The 17511-nt window shown below is 35.8% G+C and carries 16 protein-coding genes; 6 read left to right on the top strand and 10 right to left on the bottom strand.

The window, feature by feature from the left end; translation table 11 throughout:
• Nucleotides 1–18 precede the first annotated feature (18 nt).
• From UtA1_RS13975 to UtA1_RS13940, 8 genes are all read right to left on the bottom strand, one after another.
• Nucleotides 19–1221, bottom strand: coding sequence for an MFS transporter (locus UtA1_RS13975; protein ID WP_096551670.1), 1203 nt, complete (start codon nt 1219–1221; stop codon nt 19–21).
• 63 nt (nt 1222–1284) lie between these two features.
• Complete coding sequence (locus tag UtA1_RS13970) at nt 1285–2556, bottom strand: TRAP transporter large permease (RefSeq protein ID WP_016839488.1); 1272 nt, start codon at nt 2554–2556, stop codon at nt 1285–1287.
• Complete coding sequence (locus UtA1_RS13965) at nt 2537–3034, bottom strand: TRAP transporter small permease (RefSeq protein WP_096551668.1); 498 nt, start codon at nt 3032–3034, stop codon at nt 2537–2539. Before UtA1_RS13965 ends, UtA1_RS13970 begins: the two co-directional genes overlap by 20 nt.
• 108 nt (nt 3035–3142) lie before the next feature.
• Entirely contained in the window at nt 3143–4180 is a 1038-nt protein-coding gene (locus UtA1_RS13960) for a TRAP transporter substrate-binding protein (protein ID WP_096551666.1), read from the bottom strand.
• A 65-nt stretch (nt 4181–4245) separates the two neighbouring features.
• Nucleotides 4246–5289 carry a DctP family TRAP transporter solute-binding subunit gene (locus UtA1_RS13955; RefSeq protein WP_096551664.1) on the bottom strand — a complete coding sequence of 348 codons (1044 nt, stop codon included), beginning with the start codon at nt 5287–5289 and terminating at the stop codon, nt 4246–4248.
• A 182-nt stretch (nt 5290–5471) separates the two neighbouring features.
• On the bottom strand, nt 5472–6140 hold the full coding sequence (locus UtA1_RS13950; RefSeq protein ID WP_016839484.1) for a response regulator: 669 nt from the start codon (nt 6138–6140) through the stop codon (nt 5472–5474).
• Entirely contained in the window at nt 6137–7621 is a 1485-nt protein-coding gene (locus UtA1_RS13945) for an ATP-binding protein (RefSeq protein ID WP_096552548.1), read from the bottom strand. Before UtA1_RS13945 ends, UtA1_RS13950 begins: the two co-directional genes overlap by 4 nt.
• A gap of 226 nt (nt 7622–7847) precedes the next feature.
• The gene (locus UtA1_RS13940; RefSeq protein ID WP_096551662.1) at nt 7848–9035 is read right to left on the bottom strand and encodes a MalY/PatB family protein; all 1188 of its coding nucleotides are present in this window, start codon (nt 9033–9035) and stop codon (nt 7848–7850) included.
• Between the two features lie 99 nt (nt 9036–9134).
• Here UtA1_RS13940 and UtA1_RS13935 point away from each other — a divergent pair, with 99 nt between their 5' ends.
• Both UtA1_RS13935 and yugI read left to right on the top strand, forming a co-directional pair.
• The gene (locus UtA1_RS13935; protein WP_016839481.1) at nt 9135–9395 is read left to right on the top strand and encodes a DUF1871 family protein; all 261 of its coding nucleotides are present in this window, start codon (nt 9135–9137) and stop codon (nt 9393–9395) included.
• 204 nt (nt 9396–9599) lie between these two features.
• Nucleotides 9600–9971 (top strand): S1 domain-containing post-transcriptional regulator GSP13, encoded by a 372-nt coding sequence (yugI, locus tag UtA1_RS13930; RefSeq protein ID WP_016839480.1) that lies wholly within the window; start codon nt 9600–9602, stop codon nt 9969–9971.
• 35 nt (nt 9972–10006) lie between these two features.
• Here the strand turns inward: yugI and UtA1_RS13925 are convergent, their stop codons facing one another.
• Nucleotides 10007–11308 (bottom strand): AAA-type ATPase lid domain-containing protein, encoded by a 1302-nt coding sequence (locus tag UtA1_RS13925; protein ID WP_016839479.1) that lies wholly within the window; start codon nt 11306–11308, stop codon nt 10007–10009.
• Nucleotides 11309–11457: 149 nt separating this feature from the next.
• Between UtA1_RS13925 and pruA the strand changes: the two genes are divergently transcribed.
• The 4 genes from pruA (at nt 11458) to UtA1_RS13905 (ending at nt 16436) form a co-directional block, all read left to right on the top strand.
• Nucleotides 11458–13014 carry an L-glutamate gamma-semialdehyde dehydrogenase gene (gene pruA, locus UtA1_RS13920; RefSeq protein WP_172597921.1) on the top strand — a complete coding sequence of 519 codons (1557 nt, stop codon included), beginning with the start codon at nt 11458–11460 and terminating at the stop codon, nt 13012–13014.
• Between the two features lie 459 nt (nt 13015–13473).
• Entirely contained in the window at nt 13474–13617 is a 144-nt protein-coding gene (locus UtA1_RS17290; RefSeq protein WP_172597779.1) for a hypothetical protein, read from the top strand.
• 267 nt (nt 13618–13884) lie between these two features.
• Complete coding sequence (locus UtA1_RS13910) at nt 13885–15129, top strand: Glu/Leu/Phe/Val family dehydrogenase (protein ID WP_096551656.1); 1245 nt, start codon at nt 13885–13887, stop codon at nt 15127–15129.
• Between the two features lie 143 nt (nt 15130–15272).
• Nucleotides 15273–16436, top strand: coding sequence for an iron-containing alcohol dehydrogenase (locus tag UtA1_RS13905; RefSeq protein ID WP_096551654.1), 1164 nt, complete (start codon nt 15273–15275; stop codon nt 16434–16436).
• Between the two features lie 99 nt (nt 16437–16535).
• Here UtA1_RS13905 and UtA1_RS13900 read toward each other — a convergent pair whose 3' ends face one another.
• Nucleotides 16536–17510, bottom strand: coding sequence for a cation diffusion facilitator family transporter (locus UtA1_RS13900; protein WP_096551652.1), 975 nt, complete (start codon nt 17508–17510; stop codon nt 16536–16538).
• Nucleotide 17511: the final 1 nt, after the last annotated feature.

Below are 17511 nucleotides of genomic sequence, written 5' to 3'. Positions count from 1 at the left end.
AACAACTTACTATTCACCTTATACACTATGTTTTTGGTGGAATCTTTTTAACGAAAAATTTAAAAAGATAAGATAAGAAATTGTTGTAGTGACAGTAATCAGTATGAACCCTTTCCATCCTAAATTATTATAAATGGGGGCAACCAAGGTGCTTCCTGATGCAACACCAATATAATAGGAAACTAAATAAAGACTTGATGCACTTCCTTTTAAATGGGTTGCAGTTTTGCCAACACTTGCTGCAGTTAGCGAATGGGCGGTGAAAAAGCCGAAACAAATTACACACAAACCGAGCAATACGATAAAGAGTGAAGAGTGCAATGTGCATAATACTCCGAATGATAATAAGCAGATTGCAGTAGTTCGTACTTTATCTAAAGTAAATTTATTTGATAGCCAACTCGCAATTGGAGCTCCTAATATTCCAAAGGCATAGGCAAAATACAAAAAGGAAATGGAGTCAAGCGACATTGAAAAAGGCGGTTCTGCCAATTGGAAAGGGAGGTATGTCCACGTTCCAGTAAATGTGACTTGTAATACAATACCTAATCCGAATAAAACAAGTAAATTTGGATTTTTTAAATGAAATCCAAAACCTCTAATATCTTCCCAAAAACTTACAGAACTTGGAACGAAATGTTTTGATCTTGGTAATGCAATCAGAACAAAAAGAAATACACCAAACCCAAAAATGGTAATAATCGTAATTGCTAATTGCCAACTGTAGTTTTCTGAAAGATACCCTGCAAGAAAACGTCCAATCATTCCACCAAGCGCATTGGTAGAAATGTAAATGGATGTTGCTAAATTTCTTACTTTCGAATCGATTTCCTCTCCGATATACGCAAGAGATGCTGCCGGAACTCCAGCAAGGGTGAAGCCTTGAATTAATCGCAATATTGAAATCATCCAATACTTTTCCACAAAAAGCATAACCAGAAAAGGAATGATAGATAAAAGAATAGAAAGTTTAATAAATAATACTCTTCCATTCCGATCCGATAAAAAACCTAAAACAATCAACCCTAGAATCAAAGATAAGGTTGCAAGCGACATGGTTAAACTAGAATAGGTTACGGATATTGCAAATTCTTTTTCAAATACAGGAATGAGTGGTTGAAAGGCATAGAAAGTTGCAAATATGAAAGTTGAAGCTAAACCGAGACTCGCGACAACTCGCCAATAACCCATTTCATTAATATGATACCCCTTTGTTTCCATACGTGAACACCTACTTAATGAAAATGCAACGGACACAGTAGGAAGTGTCCGTTATAACGTGAATTATTTTCCAATTCCAAATGGTAACCAAAGTGACAATTGTGGGAAGAGAATGACAACAACTAAGTATGCAATCATTAATACGATAAATGGAATAACTCCTCGAACAACCATTCCAAGTTTTTCCTTCGCTATACCTGCAACGACGAACAAGTTTAATCCAACTGGTGGTGTAATCATTCCAAGTTCTAAGTTGATAACCATGATAATAGCGAAGTGATATAAGTCGATGCCAAAATGTTTTAAAATAGGTAATAGAATTGGTAATGTAATTAATATGATGGATACAGCTTCTAAGAACATACCTAAAATAAAGAAGAGCAAGTTAACAATGAGCATGAAAATCCATTTGTTCATGCCGCTTTCCGCAATCCACGCTCCAACTTTTTGCGGAACTTGTTCGTTTGTGAGATATAATCCGAATAATGAAGCAGCCCCGATAATTAAGAAAATCATGGCTGTTACGTTGATGGATTCAACTAAGATTTGACGGAAATCTTTCCAACTTAGTTCGCGGTAAATAAAAATTGAAACGATGAGGCCATAAACAACAGCAATAATAGCAGATTCAGTCGGAGTTACAACCCCTGAGTAAATCGTACCTAAAATTAATACCGGCAAAAATGCACCCCAAATGGCTTTCAACGATTTTCGACCGCGTTCTTCCCAACTTGCTTTTTCATCGCCTTGATATCCCTGCATTTTTGCATATACAATCGCTGCTACAATTAATACAGCAAGTAACCCTAATCCAGGGATAACCCCGGCCATGAATAGTTTTCCAATCGATTCTTCCGATGTAATACCGTAAATAATGAGAGGTACACTCGGAGGAATTAAAATACCAAGAGTTCCTCCAGCAGCCACTAATCCGAGAGCGTATTTTTTCTCATATCCAGCAGCAACTAATGCAGGAATCATGATAGAACCAATTGCAGCTGCTGTTGCTGGAGAGGAACCAGAAATTGCTGCGAAAATCCCGCATGCAAGTAGTGTTACGACCGATAATCCACCAGGTAAGTGTCCAACCCAGGCACGTAATGCCTCAATTAAATATTTTGAAATTCCCCCACGAGCCATAATGGCACCTGCTAATACGAATCCAGGAATGGCCATCATAGGAAAGGAATCAAGTGCCGTAAACATGCGTTGCGGCATCATGTTCATATTAAAATCAGCCATGAATAACATTAATATGGTAGCTAGAGCCAAGCTAATAGCAATTGGAACACGTAAAAAAATCAATACAAAGAAACTAATTAAGAGGGTTAGCATAGTCTTCATCCTTTCTACGCAGAATGTTTACCAACCTTTCAATGAAACGAAGCAGGAAAAGCACTCCTGAGATTGGTAGTATTAGGTAAACAATCCACATAGGGACTCCTACATCTAGAGATACCATTCCGGAACTAATGCGAGCAGTGACTAAATTCCATCCGTAATATGTATAGATTAGGCAGAAAACAATCGATAGCACTGTCGCTAGTATATTGATGAAATACTTTCCCTTATTTCCTAAACGATCATATAAAATATCTACTTGAATATGTTGATTATGTTTTAGCGCCATACCAAATCCTAAAAATGTTCCCCAAATTATTGAATACCTTGCGACTTCTTCTACCCATGCTTGAGGATGATTTAAAAAGTAACGCATAACAACTCCGTAGAAGATCAATAATACACCGACGCCAAAAAAGATGCTGGCTAATATTTCTTCTAACCAAGTCCAAAGCTTCGATAATGCCTTCATTTGTTATCAACTCCCTTATAATGGAATACATATATGAAAAAAGATGGAGTGTCGAAATAAATTCGACACTCGAAAAAAATAGGGAAAAGACTGTGTTATAAGGATGAATTATTCAGCTAATGCTGTAATGCCATCGATTAATTCTTTTGTGATGACATCAGTAAATTCATCATAAACAGGTTGTAAAGCTTCTCGTAAAGCTTGGCGCTCTTCATCAGTCATTTCATAAACTTCAACAGTGCCTAAGCTTTTGATTTTTTCGAAGGATTTTTGGTTTTCTTCAGCTGCTAATTTTTGAGCGTATTCAGTAGCTTCACTAAGCGCTTCTTCCACTAATACACGTAAATCTTCAGGCATTGATTCCCAGAACGATTTGTTTACGAAAATTGCATAGTCAAGGCGACCATGTTGAGTTGTAGATAAATATTTTTGAACTTCATAGAATTTCATTGTATCAAAGTTGTTGAATGGGTTTTCTGCACCATCAACAGTTCCTTGTTGAAGAGCTGCGTAAGTTTCACCGAATGAAATTGTTGCAGAACCTGCACCTAATGATTCAAATTGTTTTTCTAATACTTGTCCAGCTTGTGTACGGAATTTCAAACCTTTGAAGTCTTCAGGTTTTACTAATGGATGTTTGTTGTTAGAGAAATGTTTGAAACCGTTTGGCCAGAATGCCATACCTTTAATATCGTTTTGTGCTAATTGCTGAGAGTTGAATAATTCTTGCGCTACTTCTGAATCAAAGAATTTTTGAACATGTTCTTCATCTTTGAATAAATATGGCATATCAACATATTGCCAACGTGGGTCGATTTTCACCATTTTTGTAACGGATGGAGCGATCATATGTACGTTCCCTGATACTAATGCATCAAGCTCATCCGCATCGCCGTATAATTGTGAAGATGGATAAACTTCAACTTTTACACGACCTTCTGTTTTTTCATCTACTAATTCAGCAAAGTAGTTAGCAGATTTACCTTTTACACTATCAACTGCAGTTACGTGTGAGAATTTGATAATAAGTGGGTTGTCAGCAGTGTAATCTTCACTGGATTTTGGTTCACTGCTTGAACTGCCGCCACATGCAGCAAGGACAAGAGCTAGTACCCCTAAAATAGTGGCTAATAGCCATTTCTTCATGTAATTATCCCCCTTAAATGTAGTAATGTTTTTATTGTAAAAAGAGCGCAAAGTCTCTTTTTTACCTATTTGACATATTTATATTTCGGAAGATTTTGAATGTAGTAATCCCCGTAATGTTGGGTGTAGTAGTGATATACGGGCGTAAAATGTTCTTCCCATTCTTTTTTCTCTTCCTCAGATAAATAATAGATTTGTATGCATTGGCATTCTTCAATTTCCTGCAGTCTTTTATCATTCAAATCTTCTGCAAGCTGCCATTGCCATTCTTGAACTTCATGAAGCGTCTCGGTAAAAAGTTCCTGATCTTCATCAGATAAACTTTCCCAAAAATCTAAATTAAATAGTAGAAAATAACCTAAATATCCATGATTTGAAATAGTTAAGTATTTTTGCAATGAATAAAAGTTTTTACTTGTGATATTTGTTAACGTATTTTCTTGTCCTTCTATATCACCTTTTTTCAGCGATTGAAAGACGGTATTAAAATCGATTTTTCTAGGAAAGGCGTCAACAATGTAATATTGTTGAGCTAAAATATCGCTCTGCATAATGCGCATCCGTATTCCTTTTAAATCTTGATAATGCTCGATCGGTCTAATGTCGTTGCTAATTTGTTTAAAACCGCTATCCCATAAACCAAGAGCGATAAGATTATGCATTTTTAATAAATCTTTTAATCGATTCCCGGCTTCACTTTCTGTAAATTCATGAACTTCTTCTAATGAATTAAAAGCATAGGGAAGATCGTATACAGAAAGTTCAGGAACCAAATCTGTCAACTTCGAAATAGCAGGAGCAATTAATTGGATATCTCCTCTTAAAAGGGCATCCAATTCTTCCACATCTTTATAAAGAGTTCCGTTTGAAAACACTTGTATTTCAATTCGACCGTTTGATCGTTCTTTAATGAGTTCAGCAAATTTTCTAGCTGCCATCCCTTTTGGTGTATCTTCACCTACGACATGGGAAAATCGGATGACAAGTCGCTCATCTTCACTTAACTGTTCTAAATCAGTGGGATAATCTTTTATTTGAGAGCACGCAAGAGTTAAAAATGGTATGACTAATAGAAAACAAAATAGAATTACTTTTATTGAATCTCTCATCGTTTTCCCCTTGAACTTGCTGTTTGATGTAGATAGTTTCATGTTATATGAAAAACGAAAATTCTCAATATTATGGTATTAATGGACGTTTTGTTCTTTTTGGTATACAACAGTTATTTTGAAATAATAACTGTTGTATTACATAGATGAAGGCAAAAAAATAAGAGCCTTGATAGCTCTTATTAAAGGGAATAATATTTTGTTGGACGACCCACTGTACCGTATTTTAAATCGATTTTGACTTCACTAATACTCGCAAGATAGTCTAAATATTTTCTTACAGTGACTCTCGCCATGCCTGTATTTTGTGCTAGTTGTTCAGCTGTGACGGGACCGTTGATTTCTTTTAATTTGTCGGTGATTTGTTTCATTGTAATTTCATTGAGTCCTTTTGGTAATTCTTTTTGAGACTCATAATACATGCCATAATAATCATCGATGTCATCTTGCTTAAGTTCGGTTTTCGTTGTTAATTTTTTTCTTGAGCGGGCATAATCTTCTAACGCTTGTTGGAATCTTTCTAAGCGGAAAGGTTTCACTAAATAGTCGAAAGCTCCTAAGCGTGTCAATTCTTGAACTGTTTTTGCATCTCTAGCTGCAGTAATCATAATAATATCAACTGGGAGGCGTTCTTGACGAATTTTGTAAAACAACTCTAACCCAGAAATATCTGGTAAATACATATCTAAAAGGATTAAATCAGGCGTTTTGTTCTTAATTTCTCGATAGGCTTGTTCACCTGATTGGGCTTCCCCAACTAAGTTAAATCCATTAATTTTCTTTAAAAAACTCTTATTTACTTCCAATACCATTGGATCGTCTTCCACAATTAAGACATTTATATTGGTCACAGTACATTCCTCCCAACTTGTACGATTATTGTTGTGCCAACACCAACCTCTGAAAAAATTTGAATTGTTCCATGATTGGACTCGATAATTTGCTTCACTAATGCTAATCCAATCCCATGGCCTTGTTTATTTTTCGTTGTATAACCATAATTAAAAATTTGTTCCACTGGTTCTTGAATTCCAACGCCATTATCTTGTACTTCAATATATAAATAATCTTGATCCCCTTGAATGAGAATATCTACATATCTTTCTTCTTTAGAAAGACATGCTTCCATTGCATTATCTAGCAAATTCCCAATAATAGTGATTAAGTCGCCACTAGAAAAACCTGTGACATAATCAAGCAAATAGGAATCGTCGCTTAATGTTAACTCAACACCTAATTCTTTCGCTCTTGAGAATTTTCCAATTAATAGTCCTTGAATGGAATAATCGTGTATTTTATCTTTAATTTTTTGAAAAACACTTTCTTCATCAGTAATTTCATCTAAGATTAGACTGATGGCTTCCTCATTTCGATTGAGTTGAATAAGCCCCGCAATACTATGTAATCGGTTTAAAAATTCATGGTGCTGAGCCCTAAGTGTATCCACTAAAGTTTTTACACCAGTTAATTCTTCAGCTAAGGTATGTGCTTCTTTATGGTCAGTAATGACGATGAGGGAACCAGCATTTTTATCATGTATTTTTAGTGGAAAAATTCGGACTAAGTACATTTGATTGAACAAAGATAGCGGTTTATAACTTTCTTGTTTTTCAAGGCGTTCTTCGGCTAACCAAGTATTTTTAAATACCTCTTTTAATGTTCCTTCCTTCGCAAAAAAATGAGTATATTTTCTAGCTAAATGATTCATATATGTAATTTTCCCTCGGCCATCTGTGGCGAGAATTCCAACATCCATTGCTTGCATAATTGCTGAACGTTCTTCCACGATACGAGCAATTTCATATGGTTCTAAGTTTAACGTTTGCCGTTTAATTAGATTGGCAATCAAGATCGATCCTATCAACCCAATCAGTAACCCCCAAAATAATGCGATAAAAATATCTAATTGATATTCTCCTACTAATTGGTACCATTTTGGCGTAATGATTCCGACTGTGATGACACCTACTTGTTTTGTAGCATCTGGATTCATAATAGGTACAAACGCACGAATCGAGAATCCTTGAACTCCGATTGCTTTTGAAATGTATTCGTGTTGTGACAAAGCTTCATTGTTTTTTATTTCTTCATTGATGGTTCCAATTTTACTTTCGGACGGATGAGAATATCGTACACCTTTCATATCGAAGATCACAATATAATCGACGTCCGTTGCCAATCGAATTCGTTCTGCAATCGGTTGAATAACTTCAAAACCTTCCTCTTTTCCAACGGTTTTTTGTACATCTTCTAGTTGGGCAACTGTACGGGCGATAGCGATTGCTCTAGATCCAAATTCTTTTTCAAAGGCGCCAGAAATATTATGAATCATAATAATTCCACTGGTTAAGATAGAAAATAACACGATAACAAAGGAAAAAATAAACATTGTTAATCGAAGAGGAAATCTTTTCATCACTTTATTGATTGTAACAACCCCATTTTCAAATAATTAAGAATTTATTTTTTCTTATTATATAATAAATAGAAGATTGAAAAAAGGTAACAAATAAAAAGACTCTAACCTTTAATAGGTTGAGAGTCTTTAATAAATGTTTTTATAATAAAGCTTTTTTGAATCGTTCAACACCGTCTTTTACTGTTTCAAATGGACATGCTAAATTGATACGAAGGAATCCTCGGCCAGCTTCACTATATTTTGTACCTGGTTCTAATGCGATTTTTCCTTTATTTATCAGACGATCCATCATTTCGTTTTCAGAAAGACCAGTTCCACGATAATCAATCCAAACGAGATAGGTGGCATGAGGACGAATGATTCGAATGCCATCCAACTTATTTAATTCTTGCTCTAAATAGTCAATGTTTTTGGAGACGTATTGAATCATGCGATCGAGCCATTCGTCACCTTTTTCATATACCGCTTGTACACCGCTAGCTGCAAGTACGTTCCAATCGTCTAGACCATGAGCCATTTTATTTTGAATTAATGCATTTCGTAATTGTTTATTTTCTGCTACGATAATCGCTGCATGAAGTCCAGCTAGATTAAATGTTTTCGTAGGGGCAATACATGCGACAATTTTTGCTTGTTCGGCACCTTCTACAGTCATAGTCGGGATATGTTTATGACCTTCAAAGACAATATCTGAATGAATTTCATCTGATATAAGTAAAACATCATATTTTATACATAATTGGATGAGTTTTTTCAGCGTGTCTTTTGACCAAACAACTCCAGCTGGATTATGTGGGCTACATAAAATATAAGCTTTTACACCTTTTTTAAATGCTTCCTCCAACTGTTCAAAATCATATTCATAAATATGCTCTTTACTTTCTACTAAATCGCATTCGATTATTTGGCGATTAAGGGCTTTTGGTATGCTGAAGAATGGTGCATATACCGGTGTTGAAATACATATTTTGTCTCCTGGTTCTGTGAAGGTTTCAATAATCGTAGCTATAGCAGGAACAACACCGCTATGGAAGATCAGGGCATCTTTATTTATATGCCAATTGTGGCGACGTTTGTACCATTGTTGGATGGCCTCTTTGCATTCGTCGCTGATGTAGGAGTAGCCGAAAATCGGATGATTTAATCGTTCTTTTATTGCGTCAATAACAATTTGGGGAACAGCAAAATCCATATCAGCAACCCACATTGGCAAAATATCAGAGTCATCTTCGACACGGTATTTTGCACGGAAGCGTTCTTTAAATTTGTCCCATTTAAAACTATTGGTGTTTCTTCTTTCATATATTTCATCGAACTGGATTGTCACAATTATCACTCTTTTCTATTTATTTTTTATCTTTAAATCTAATGATAATATGATATCATAAGAAGGAAAATAAAGAATAATTTGTGTTAGGTGAAATTCGTGGAAGACGTATTAATGAATAAAAAAGCGAAGCAAGCTTTAATGAAATGGGATCCCTTTCAAATGGGAGAAGGTGCTTATGAAATTGAAGCCAGCGATGTAGTTGCAGCGTTGCAAGCGATAGATGATCCCACAGAATTAGCAAAAGTAATTCAGAGAGTATACGAACACTCCTTTGAAATTTGGATTCCTTTCGAAAATTGTGTGGAAATGGCTTATCAATTAATTGCGATTAAATTTGAAGCTAAATGTATTATATAAAAAGTGATAAAAAGTGTCGCTCCTTTAAAAAAAGTCGACACTTTTTATTTTACTTTCAAAATTAATGTTATGATAAACTTTTATAAATTCATCAAAAAAAATTGGAAGCTTTTTTCAAAAAAAGGTGATTTTTTGTTTCGCCGTTACTCGTTATGTTATAATTTAACATGACATTTACGTAGTGAAAGAAAGTAGGAAAAAATTATGAAAAAAAAATATGAAGTAGGTGAAGTTGTAACAGGGAAGGTAACCGGGATTCAACCATATGGAGCTTTTGTGGCATTAGATGAATCAACACAAGGTCTTGTTCATATTTCTGAAATTACTTATGGTTACGTTCGAAATGTAGAAGATTTTTTTAAAGTTGGTGACATAATACAAGTAAAAATACTTGATATTGATGAACGTAACGAAAAAATTAGTTTATCTACCCGTGCTCTTCAAGACCCACCACCACAAAAGAAAATGGATAAGAATCCGAAAAAAACATTACAAGAACGTGTAAATGAACAGGATGCAAACGGTTTTCAGACGCTAAAGGAAAAACTTCAAGATTGGATTGAGAGAGGGCATTAAAAAAATCCCAAAAGCGAGTATGCTTTTGGGATTTTTTATATGTTTAATTTTCTTAGTCTGTATTGTAAATTTTGTCGTGTCATACCTAATGCTTGGGCAGTTTTTGTAATATTTCCTTCGTTCATTTCTAATGCATGTTGTAAATAATATTTTTCCACTTCTTTTAAATACTCGTTTAATGGCAATAATTCCCGATTTTGTTGAAGAAGGAAAAAATCCGGTTTTCTCATTTTTTCGTTTTGTTGTTGTAACTTAAACCGGAAATGTAATGGCAACATTTCGTATGTAACGTATTTTTCATTTGTAATCATCGAAGCGATTTCATCTAACAATAGTTCCAATTCCTTTAAATTTCCAGGCCAATCATATTCAAGAAACAATTCCATTACATCATTTGACAAACCTTGAATATTCGAATTAAAACGTTCGCGATGTCTTGAAAAGTAATCATTTACGAAAGGTTTAATGTCTTCTTTTCTAGTGCGCAAAGCGGGTATAGAAATGCTCATTGAAGCAAAATAATAATATAGGTCTTTCAGCAATTGATGATTGCCAATTAAATCAATTGGGTCTCCACCGACACTGCCAATAACCATATGCTTTTCTGGCGGTAGGCTTGTTAACAGTTTATGTAGTTCTTTTTGAGTGGAGAGGGAATAAAATTCAATTCGTTCAAAGAAAAATGTATATGATTTATCTTGTTTTAAATACGTTTTTAATCTTTCTAATTGATTTGGCCTTCTGCTGAAAAGAGTAACAAATTCATCGTTTTTCGGCTGAAGCTCGTGATGGATTCCTTCTGCTATTAAATCTTTTCCTGTTCCAGATTCTCCAATTAATAATACAGGAATACGGGCACGAGCTGCTTTTTTTGCGTTTTCTTTAACGATTTGCATCGGTTCAGAGATCGCAGTAATGACATCAAATGTTAATGGTTCCCCATATCGACGTAAAGGTTGATAAATAAGTTTTTCCAAAGAAGTGATATCACGGGCAAATTCTATGGCACCGATAAGTTTTTCCCCTTCGTAAATGGGGTACGTATCATTAATCGTGGTAATTTCATGACCATATTTATTAAAATATGTTTGTTTTACGTTGATCTCTTTGATTCCAGTTTTTAATACGCGCAACAACGTACTGTCATGGGAGCGAAATGCAAAAAGTTCTAAAATAGAACGATCGGTAATGTCTTCCACATCAAAACCTTCTATTTCTTTCATTTTTTTATTATATAAGATCGTTCTTCCTTCCGTATCAACAGCATGAATGCCAACTGAAACATGTTCTACAGCAAATTCATACAGTTTTAGAAGTTGTTTACTATTTAGAGACATCGTCAACACCCTCAAAAAATTTTTTTGATTATGTTATATAATATGTATTGAAAAATGCAATAATATTTTGCATTATTATATATATAAATATTCTATAGGTGCAAATATTTTTTGCATACTATTTATGTAATTTATTTTAAGGAGGAGTAATAATGATTCCCTACAAACATGAACCCCTAACTGATTTTTCAATTGAAGAAAATCGTCAAAAGTATCTTGAAGCATTAAAAAAAGTTGAAAGTGAATTAGGCAAGGATTATCCATTAATTGTTGGTGGAGAAAGAATTACAACGGAAGATAAAATTACTTCTTATAACCCTGCAAATAAAACGGAAGTTGTAGGTCGAGTTTCAAAAGCAAATAAAGAAATTGCAGAAAAGGCAATGCAAATTGCAGATAAAACGTTCAATACATGGAAAAAAGTAGATCCAGTTATCCGTGCAGAAGTTTTATTTAAAGCTGCAGCGATTGTTCGTCGCCGTAAATTTGAATTAGCGGCATGGTTAACAAAAGAAGCAGGTAAACCATGGGTACAAGCGGATGGAGATATTGCTGAAGGGATCGATTTCTTAGAATACTACGGTCGTCAAATGTTAGAAATTGCAAAAGGAAAACCGCTTGAAGAAAATCCTGGAACAATCAACAAATATGTTTATATTCCGTTAGGTGTTGGTGTTGTTATTTCACCATGGAACTTCCCATTTGCTATCATGGTTGGGACAACTGTAGCAGCTGCTGTTACAGGTAATACTGTACTTTTAAAACCAGCTTCTACAACACCAGTTATTGCTTATAAATTCATGGAAATCTTAGAAGAAGCAGGAATGCCACCAGGAGTTGTTAACTACATTCCAGGACCAGGTTCAGAAGTAGGAGATTATTTAGTAGATCATCCACGTACACGCTTTATCAGCTTCACTGGTTCTCGTGATGTTGGTATTCGCATCAATGAGCGTGCTGCCGTTGTTAATGAAGGACAAATTTGGCTTAAACGAGTAATCGCTGAAATGGGTGGTAAAGATGCGATTATCGTAGACGATGCTGAAAATGCTGATTTAGAATTAGCAGCTCAATCTATTGTAACTAGTGCTTTCGGATTCAGTGGTCAAAAATGTTCAGCATGTTCACGTGCAATCATTGTAGGAGATGAAGCTTACAATAAAGTTGTAGAACGAGTTGCTGAATTAACAAATGAACTTGTTGTAGGAGATCCTGCAAATGTTGAAACATATGTAAACCCAGTAATCGATGAAGGAGCATTTAAGAAAATTGCTGAATATATCGAGATTGGGAAGAAAGAAGGCCGCTTAGTTGTTGGTGGACAATATGATGATTCAAAAGGTTACTTCATCCATCCAACAGTATTTGCAGATGTAGATCCTAATGCTCGAATTATGCAAGAAGAAATCTTTGGTCCAGTTCTTGCAATAACAAAAGCAAAAGATTTTGATGAAGCACTTGAAATTGCGAATAATACAGTGTATGGTTTAACAGGTGCTGTCATTTCAAATAATCGTTTCCATTTACAAAAAGCTGCAGAAGATTTCCATGTAGGTAACTTATACTTCAACCGCGGATGTACTGCCGCAATTGTTGGATATCAACCATTTGGTGGATTCAACATGTCTGGTACAGATTCAAAAGCAGGTGGACCTGACTACTTGATTCTTCATATGCAAGCAAAAACTATTTCTGAAACGTTATAATTTAAAAAGCAGACGTTTTTACACGTCTGCTTTTTTAGTGCGCCTGGCATGGGTGTAATCTATAGGGTGTAAGTCCCGAACTGTGAAGGCAGAAGTAACAGTTAGCTTAACGCAAGGGTGTCCGTGGTGACGCGGAATCTGAAGGAAGCGAGCGGCAAACTTCCGGTCTGAGGAACACGAACTTCATATAAGGCTAGGTATCATTGGATGAGTTTGCTAAACAAAACAAAGTCCTTTCTGCCAAAGGTGGTACAGAGTAAATGAAGCAGATAGATGGAAGGAAAGATTACATTCTTACCCGGGGAGGTCTGGCGGATAGGTGAAGTACGCTTCATAACCTACTTAGTGATAAGTAGCTGAACCGTCAGAAGTCAGCAGAGGTCATAGTATTAGTTGGTTTAGAACTACTAAGAAGGACCGAACAATTAAGAGAGAATAGCCCTTGGCATTCAGTGAGTCATGATGAACACAGAAAACGTAGTACCTCACTTGAGGAAGGAAGCGGTGAATCCCGTGGGAGACCTCTTGGAGGGTGGAGTGACCACTGGCATAAAGAGAACAGCTATTCACGGAAGTTATAAAGACTTGCGTCAATCATCTTAATTGAACCGCCGTATACGGAACCGTACGTACGGTGGTGTGAGAGGACGGGAGTTAATCGCTCCCTCCTACTCGATTCAAAATGAATGATAAATAATTTGTTGAGCTAATAAATAAATAGGGAGAAAAAATGGTTGTACATATGGTAGGACATCATTAAAATGGAAATTACCAATACAATCAACTCGATTTATTTACAAAGTATGTTAATATGATGATGAGGTATCTTCTCAAAATATTAAATCATTGAGTTAAAAGAGGCGAGAATATATGTCTGAAAATGTAAATCTTCTTACTTCAACACAAGATGTGATTAAAGAAGCATTAAATAGGCTTGGATATGATGAAGCGATGTATGAATTATTAAAAGAACCGCTTCGCGTGTTAAAAGTGCGCATCCCTGTAAAAATGGATGACGGTACAACGAAAGTATTTACTGGTTATCGTGCTCAACACTCAGATGCGGTTGGTCCGACTAAAGGAGGAATACGCTTCCATCCAGATGTGACCGAGGATGAAGTGAAAGCGCTTTCCATGTGGATGACTTTAAAATGCGGTATTGTTGATTTACCATATGGCGGAGGTAAGGGTGGAATTGTTTGTGACCCTCGTCAAATGTCAATGGGTGAATTGGAGCGATTAAGCCGTGGGTATGTTCGTGCTGTGAGCCAAATCGTGGGACCTACAAAAGACATTCCTGCTCCAGACGTATTTACGAATGCCCAAATTATGGCATGGATGATGGATGAGTATAGTCGAATTGACGAGTTCAATTCACCCGGATTCATTACAGGAAAACCAATTGTTTTAGGCGGTTCACAAGGACGTGACCGTGCAACTGCAGAAGGCGTAACAATTGTCATCCAGGAAGCAGCGAAAAAACGCGGTATTGATATTAAAGGTGCACGAGTAGTTATTCAAGGTTTTGGAAATGCAGGTGGATTCTTGGCGAAATTCATGAGCGATCTGGGTGCAAAAGTCATTGGTATTTCCGATGCTTATGGTGCTTTATATGATCCAGACGGTTTAGATATCGATTACTTACTAGATCGTCGAGATAGTTTTGGAACAGTGACAACATTGTTTGAAGATACAATCACAAATAAAGAATTGTTAGAATTAGACTGCGATATTTTAGTTCCTGCAGCAATTTCAAACCAAATTACAGCTGAAAACGCGCCGAACATTAAAGCAAAAATTGTTGTCGAAGCTGCAAACGGCCCTACAACTGCAGAAGCAACAAAAATCCTAACTGAACGTGGAATTTTATTAGTACCAGATGTACTTGCTTCTGCTGGTGGGGTAACGGTTTCTTATTTTGAATGGGTTCAAAATAATCAAGGCTATTATTGGTCTGCTGAAGAAGTGAAAGAAAAATTGCACGAGAGAATGGTCAATGCATTTGAAAATGTTTACCAAACTGCGCAAAGCCGAAATATCGATATGCGTCTTGCTGCATACATGGTTGGTGTTCGCCGTACAGCTGAAGCTTCCCGCTTCCGCGGATGGGTGTAATATACAATTGAATCTTGATTTAGATTTTGCTTCTTGAAGAAGAATAACACCATTTTTCTGTATTGAAAAATGGTGTTATTTGTTTATTCGGATTTTAACTGGTAGTGGGAACTGTAAATTTGCTCATAAAGGAGAGAGTTTGAGTGAATAATTTTGTTTTTACTAATCCTGTTCGATTATATTTTGGGAAGGGTGAAATACGTAAATTAAAAAAAGAGCTTCCAAAATACGGGAGAAATATTCTGCTTGTTTTTGGAGGAGGCAGCATTAAGAGAAACGGGCTATATGATGAAGTGACTTCTATATTGAAAGAACTAGATTTGAACGTTTTCGAATTAAGCGGTGTAGAACCAAATCCAAGAGTTGAAACGGCTAGAAAAGGAATTGATATTTGTGAGAAAGAATCTATTGATTTTGTACTTGCGGTTGGCGGCGGTTCGGTTATCGATTGTTCTAAATTAATAGTTGCTGGAGCAAAAATGGAAGAAGATCCATGGGATATTGTAACGGAAAAAGTGAAGGTAAAAGATGCATTGCCTCTTGGAACAGTGTTAACGTTAGCTGCAACTGGATCAGAAATGAATGCAAATTCTGTTATTTCCAACGAAAAAACGAAAGAAAAATATGGATGGGCAAGCGGAAGGGTGTTTCCAAAGTTTTCTATTCTTGATCCGACATACACAATAACCGTGCCAAAAGATCAAACTGTATACGGTATTGTTGATATGATGTCCCATGTATTTGAACAATATTTCCATGATGCGGAAAATACATTGGTAATGGATGAATTGTGTGAAGGAGTACTCAGAACAGTTATCGAAACAGCACCAAAACTAGTAGATAATCTGGAAAACTATGAATTGCGGGAAACAATATTATTATCTGGAACGATTGCTTTAAATGGGATACTATCAATGGGATCAGATGGTGATTGGGCAACTCACGAAATCGAGCATGCCATATCAGCAGTATATGATATTCCACATGGTGGGGGGCTTGCGATTCTATTTCCAAACTGGATGAAACACGTAATGCATGTCAATCCACATCGTTTTGCTCGGCTGGCTACGAAAGTGTTTGGAGTAAATCCGTCTCATAAGACTGTAGAAGATGTTGCATATGAAGGAATTGAACGTTTAAGAGAGTTTTGGACATCTCTAGGAGCTCCAAGTTCACTTAAAGATTATTCTATTGATGATTCAAAGTTGGAATTATTAGTTGAAAAAGCAATGGCGAATGGTCCAATTGGACGTTTTAAAGTTCTTGAGAAGAACGATGTAAGAGAAATTTTGAGGATGTCTTTATAAATGGGTAGGCTGTCTAGTATTAGACAGCCTATTATCTTTAACAGTGTAATATATCATTGTATTAACATGATAATTCATTTTAGCGATTTCACAATTAAGTTATCCATTATTCTTTTTATGATATTTCCACTCTGTTATTCCGTCGTCTTTGTCAAAAGCGAGAGTTACTTTTGTAACGCCTTTTTGAGCCAAAATTAATTCAACTAAGTGATCTCGGACGCCATCTAAATAATCAAGAGATTGATGAGGATTGGTTTCTACAACGATTTCAACATGTAGAAACTCTCCTTCCTTTACAACTTCTAACCGTTCAATATCTTTTACATGGGGATCTTCCATTACTAAATTACCAATGTGTATTAACATTTCTTCATCTGTTTCGCCGATTGCACCACGAGCGTTGTCAAGGAATACTCGACCCACTACATAAAACATCATTACACCTATAATCATGGATACTAAACCTTCTAATGCGTAAAAATTCGTAAAATAAGCGATAATGATAGCTAGAAATGCTAGTACATTTCCCGCGGTAGCAACTGCATCTTCCATCCATACTAATTTTGTCGCTGGTTTAGCTCGGTTTAAATAAATAATTGATTTTGGAATTGCTCCTATACCGGAAGTTTCGATTCCTACTTCATGTAAAGTTTCTTTTGCAGCTTTTTGTAGAACAATGGCTTCCAGTATCGTTCCCAATAACAAAACACCAAGGGCGAATAGGATTCCATCTGATTGTTCTTTAGGATGTAAAAAATGATGGAGACCTTCTTTTACTGTTTCGTAAGAAAGTATTGCAACGATGATGACTGCTCCTAAACAAACAAGATTCACTACCCGCCCAAATCCATTTGGAAACCGTTTTGTAGGCGCCTTTTTTGATAAAGCAGAACCAATATAGACGAAAAATTGATTGGCTGCATCTCCTAATGAGTGCATCATTTCGGCAAACATGGCTACATTCCCTGTAAAAAAATAAGCTGCTCCTTTAATAATACCTAAAGTTAAATTCACAATTGCTGCAGATAATGATGGTTTATTTCCGTCTTTTAGTAATTTTATTATTTCTAACATC

The sequence above is a fragment of the Ureibacillus thermosphaericus genome, from assembly GCF_002370195.2.
Classification (GTDB): domain Bacteria; phylum Bacillota; class Bacilli; order Bacillales_A; family Planococcaceae; genus Ureibacillus; species Ureibacillus thermosphaericus.
The sequence above is the reverse complement of the archived record's forward strand: the minus strand, read 5'-3'. Positions and strand labels throughout refer to the sequence as shown.

Bases quoted from the DNA above. Each gene is read 5' to 3' on its own strand.
- yugI (WP_016839480.1), top strand. From the start codon at position 9,600: ATGAAAAAAAAATATGAAGTAGGTGAAGTTGTAACAGGGAAGGTAACC.
- UtA1_RS13960 (WP_096551666.1), bottom strand. From the start codon at position 4,180: ATGAAGAAATGGCTATTAGCCACTATTTTAGGGGTACTAGCTCTTGTC.
- UtA1_RS17290 (WP_172597779.1), top strand. From the start codon at position 13,474: ATGATGAACACAGAAAACGTAGTACCTCACTTGAGGAAGGAAGCGGTG.
- UtA1_RS13910 (WP_096551656.1), top strand. From the start codon at position 13,885: ATGTCTGAAAATGTAAATCTTCTTACTTCAACACAAGATGTGATTAAA.
- UtA1_RS13970 (WP_016839488.1), bottom strand. From the start codon at position 2,556: ATGCTAACCCTCTTAATTAGTTTCTTTGTATTGATTTTTTTACGTGTT.
- UtA1_RS13900 (WP_096551652.1), bottom strand. From the start codon at position 17,510: ATGTTAGAAATAATAAAATTACTAAAAGACGGAAATAAACCATCATTA.
- UtA1_RS13965 (WP_096551668.1), bottom strand. From the start codon at position 3,034: ATGAAGGCATTATCGAAGCTTTGGACTTGGTTAGAAGAAATATTAGCC.
- UtA1_RS13945 (WP_096552548.1), bottom strand. From the start codon at position 7,621: ATGATTCATAATATTTCTGGCGCCTTTGAAAAAGAATTTGGATCTAGA.
- UtA1_RS13975 (WP_096551670.1), bottom strand. From the start codon at position 1,221: ATGGAAACAAAGGGGTATCATATTAATGAAATGGGTTATTGGCGAGTT.
- UtA1_RS13955 (WP_096551664.1), bottom strand. From the start codon at position 5,289: ATGAGAGATTCAATAAAAGTAATTCTATTTTGTTTTCTATTAGTCATA.
- UtA1_RS13925 (WP_016839479.1), bottom strand. From the start codon at position 11,308: ATGTCTCTAAATAGTAAACAACTTCTAAAACTGTATGAATTTGCTGTA.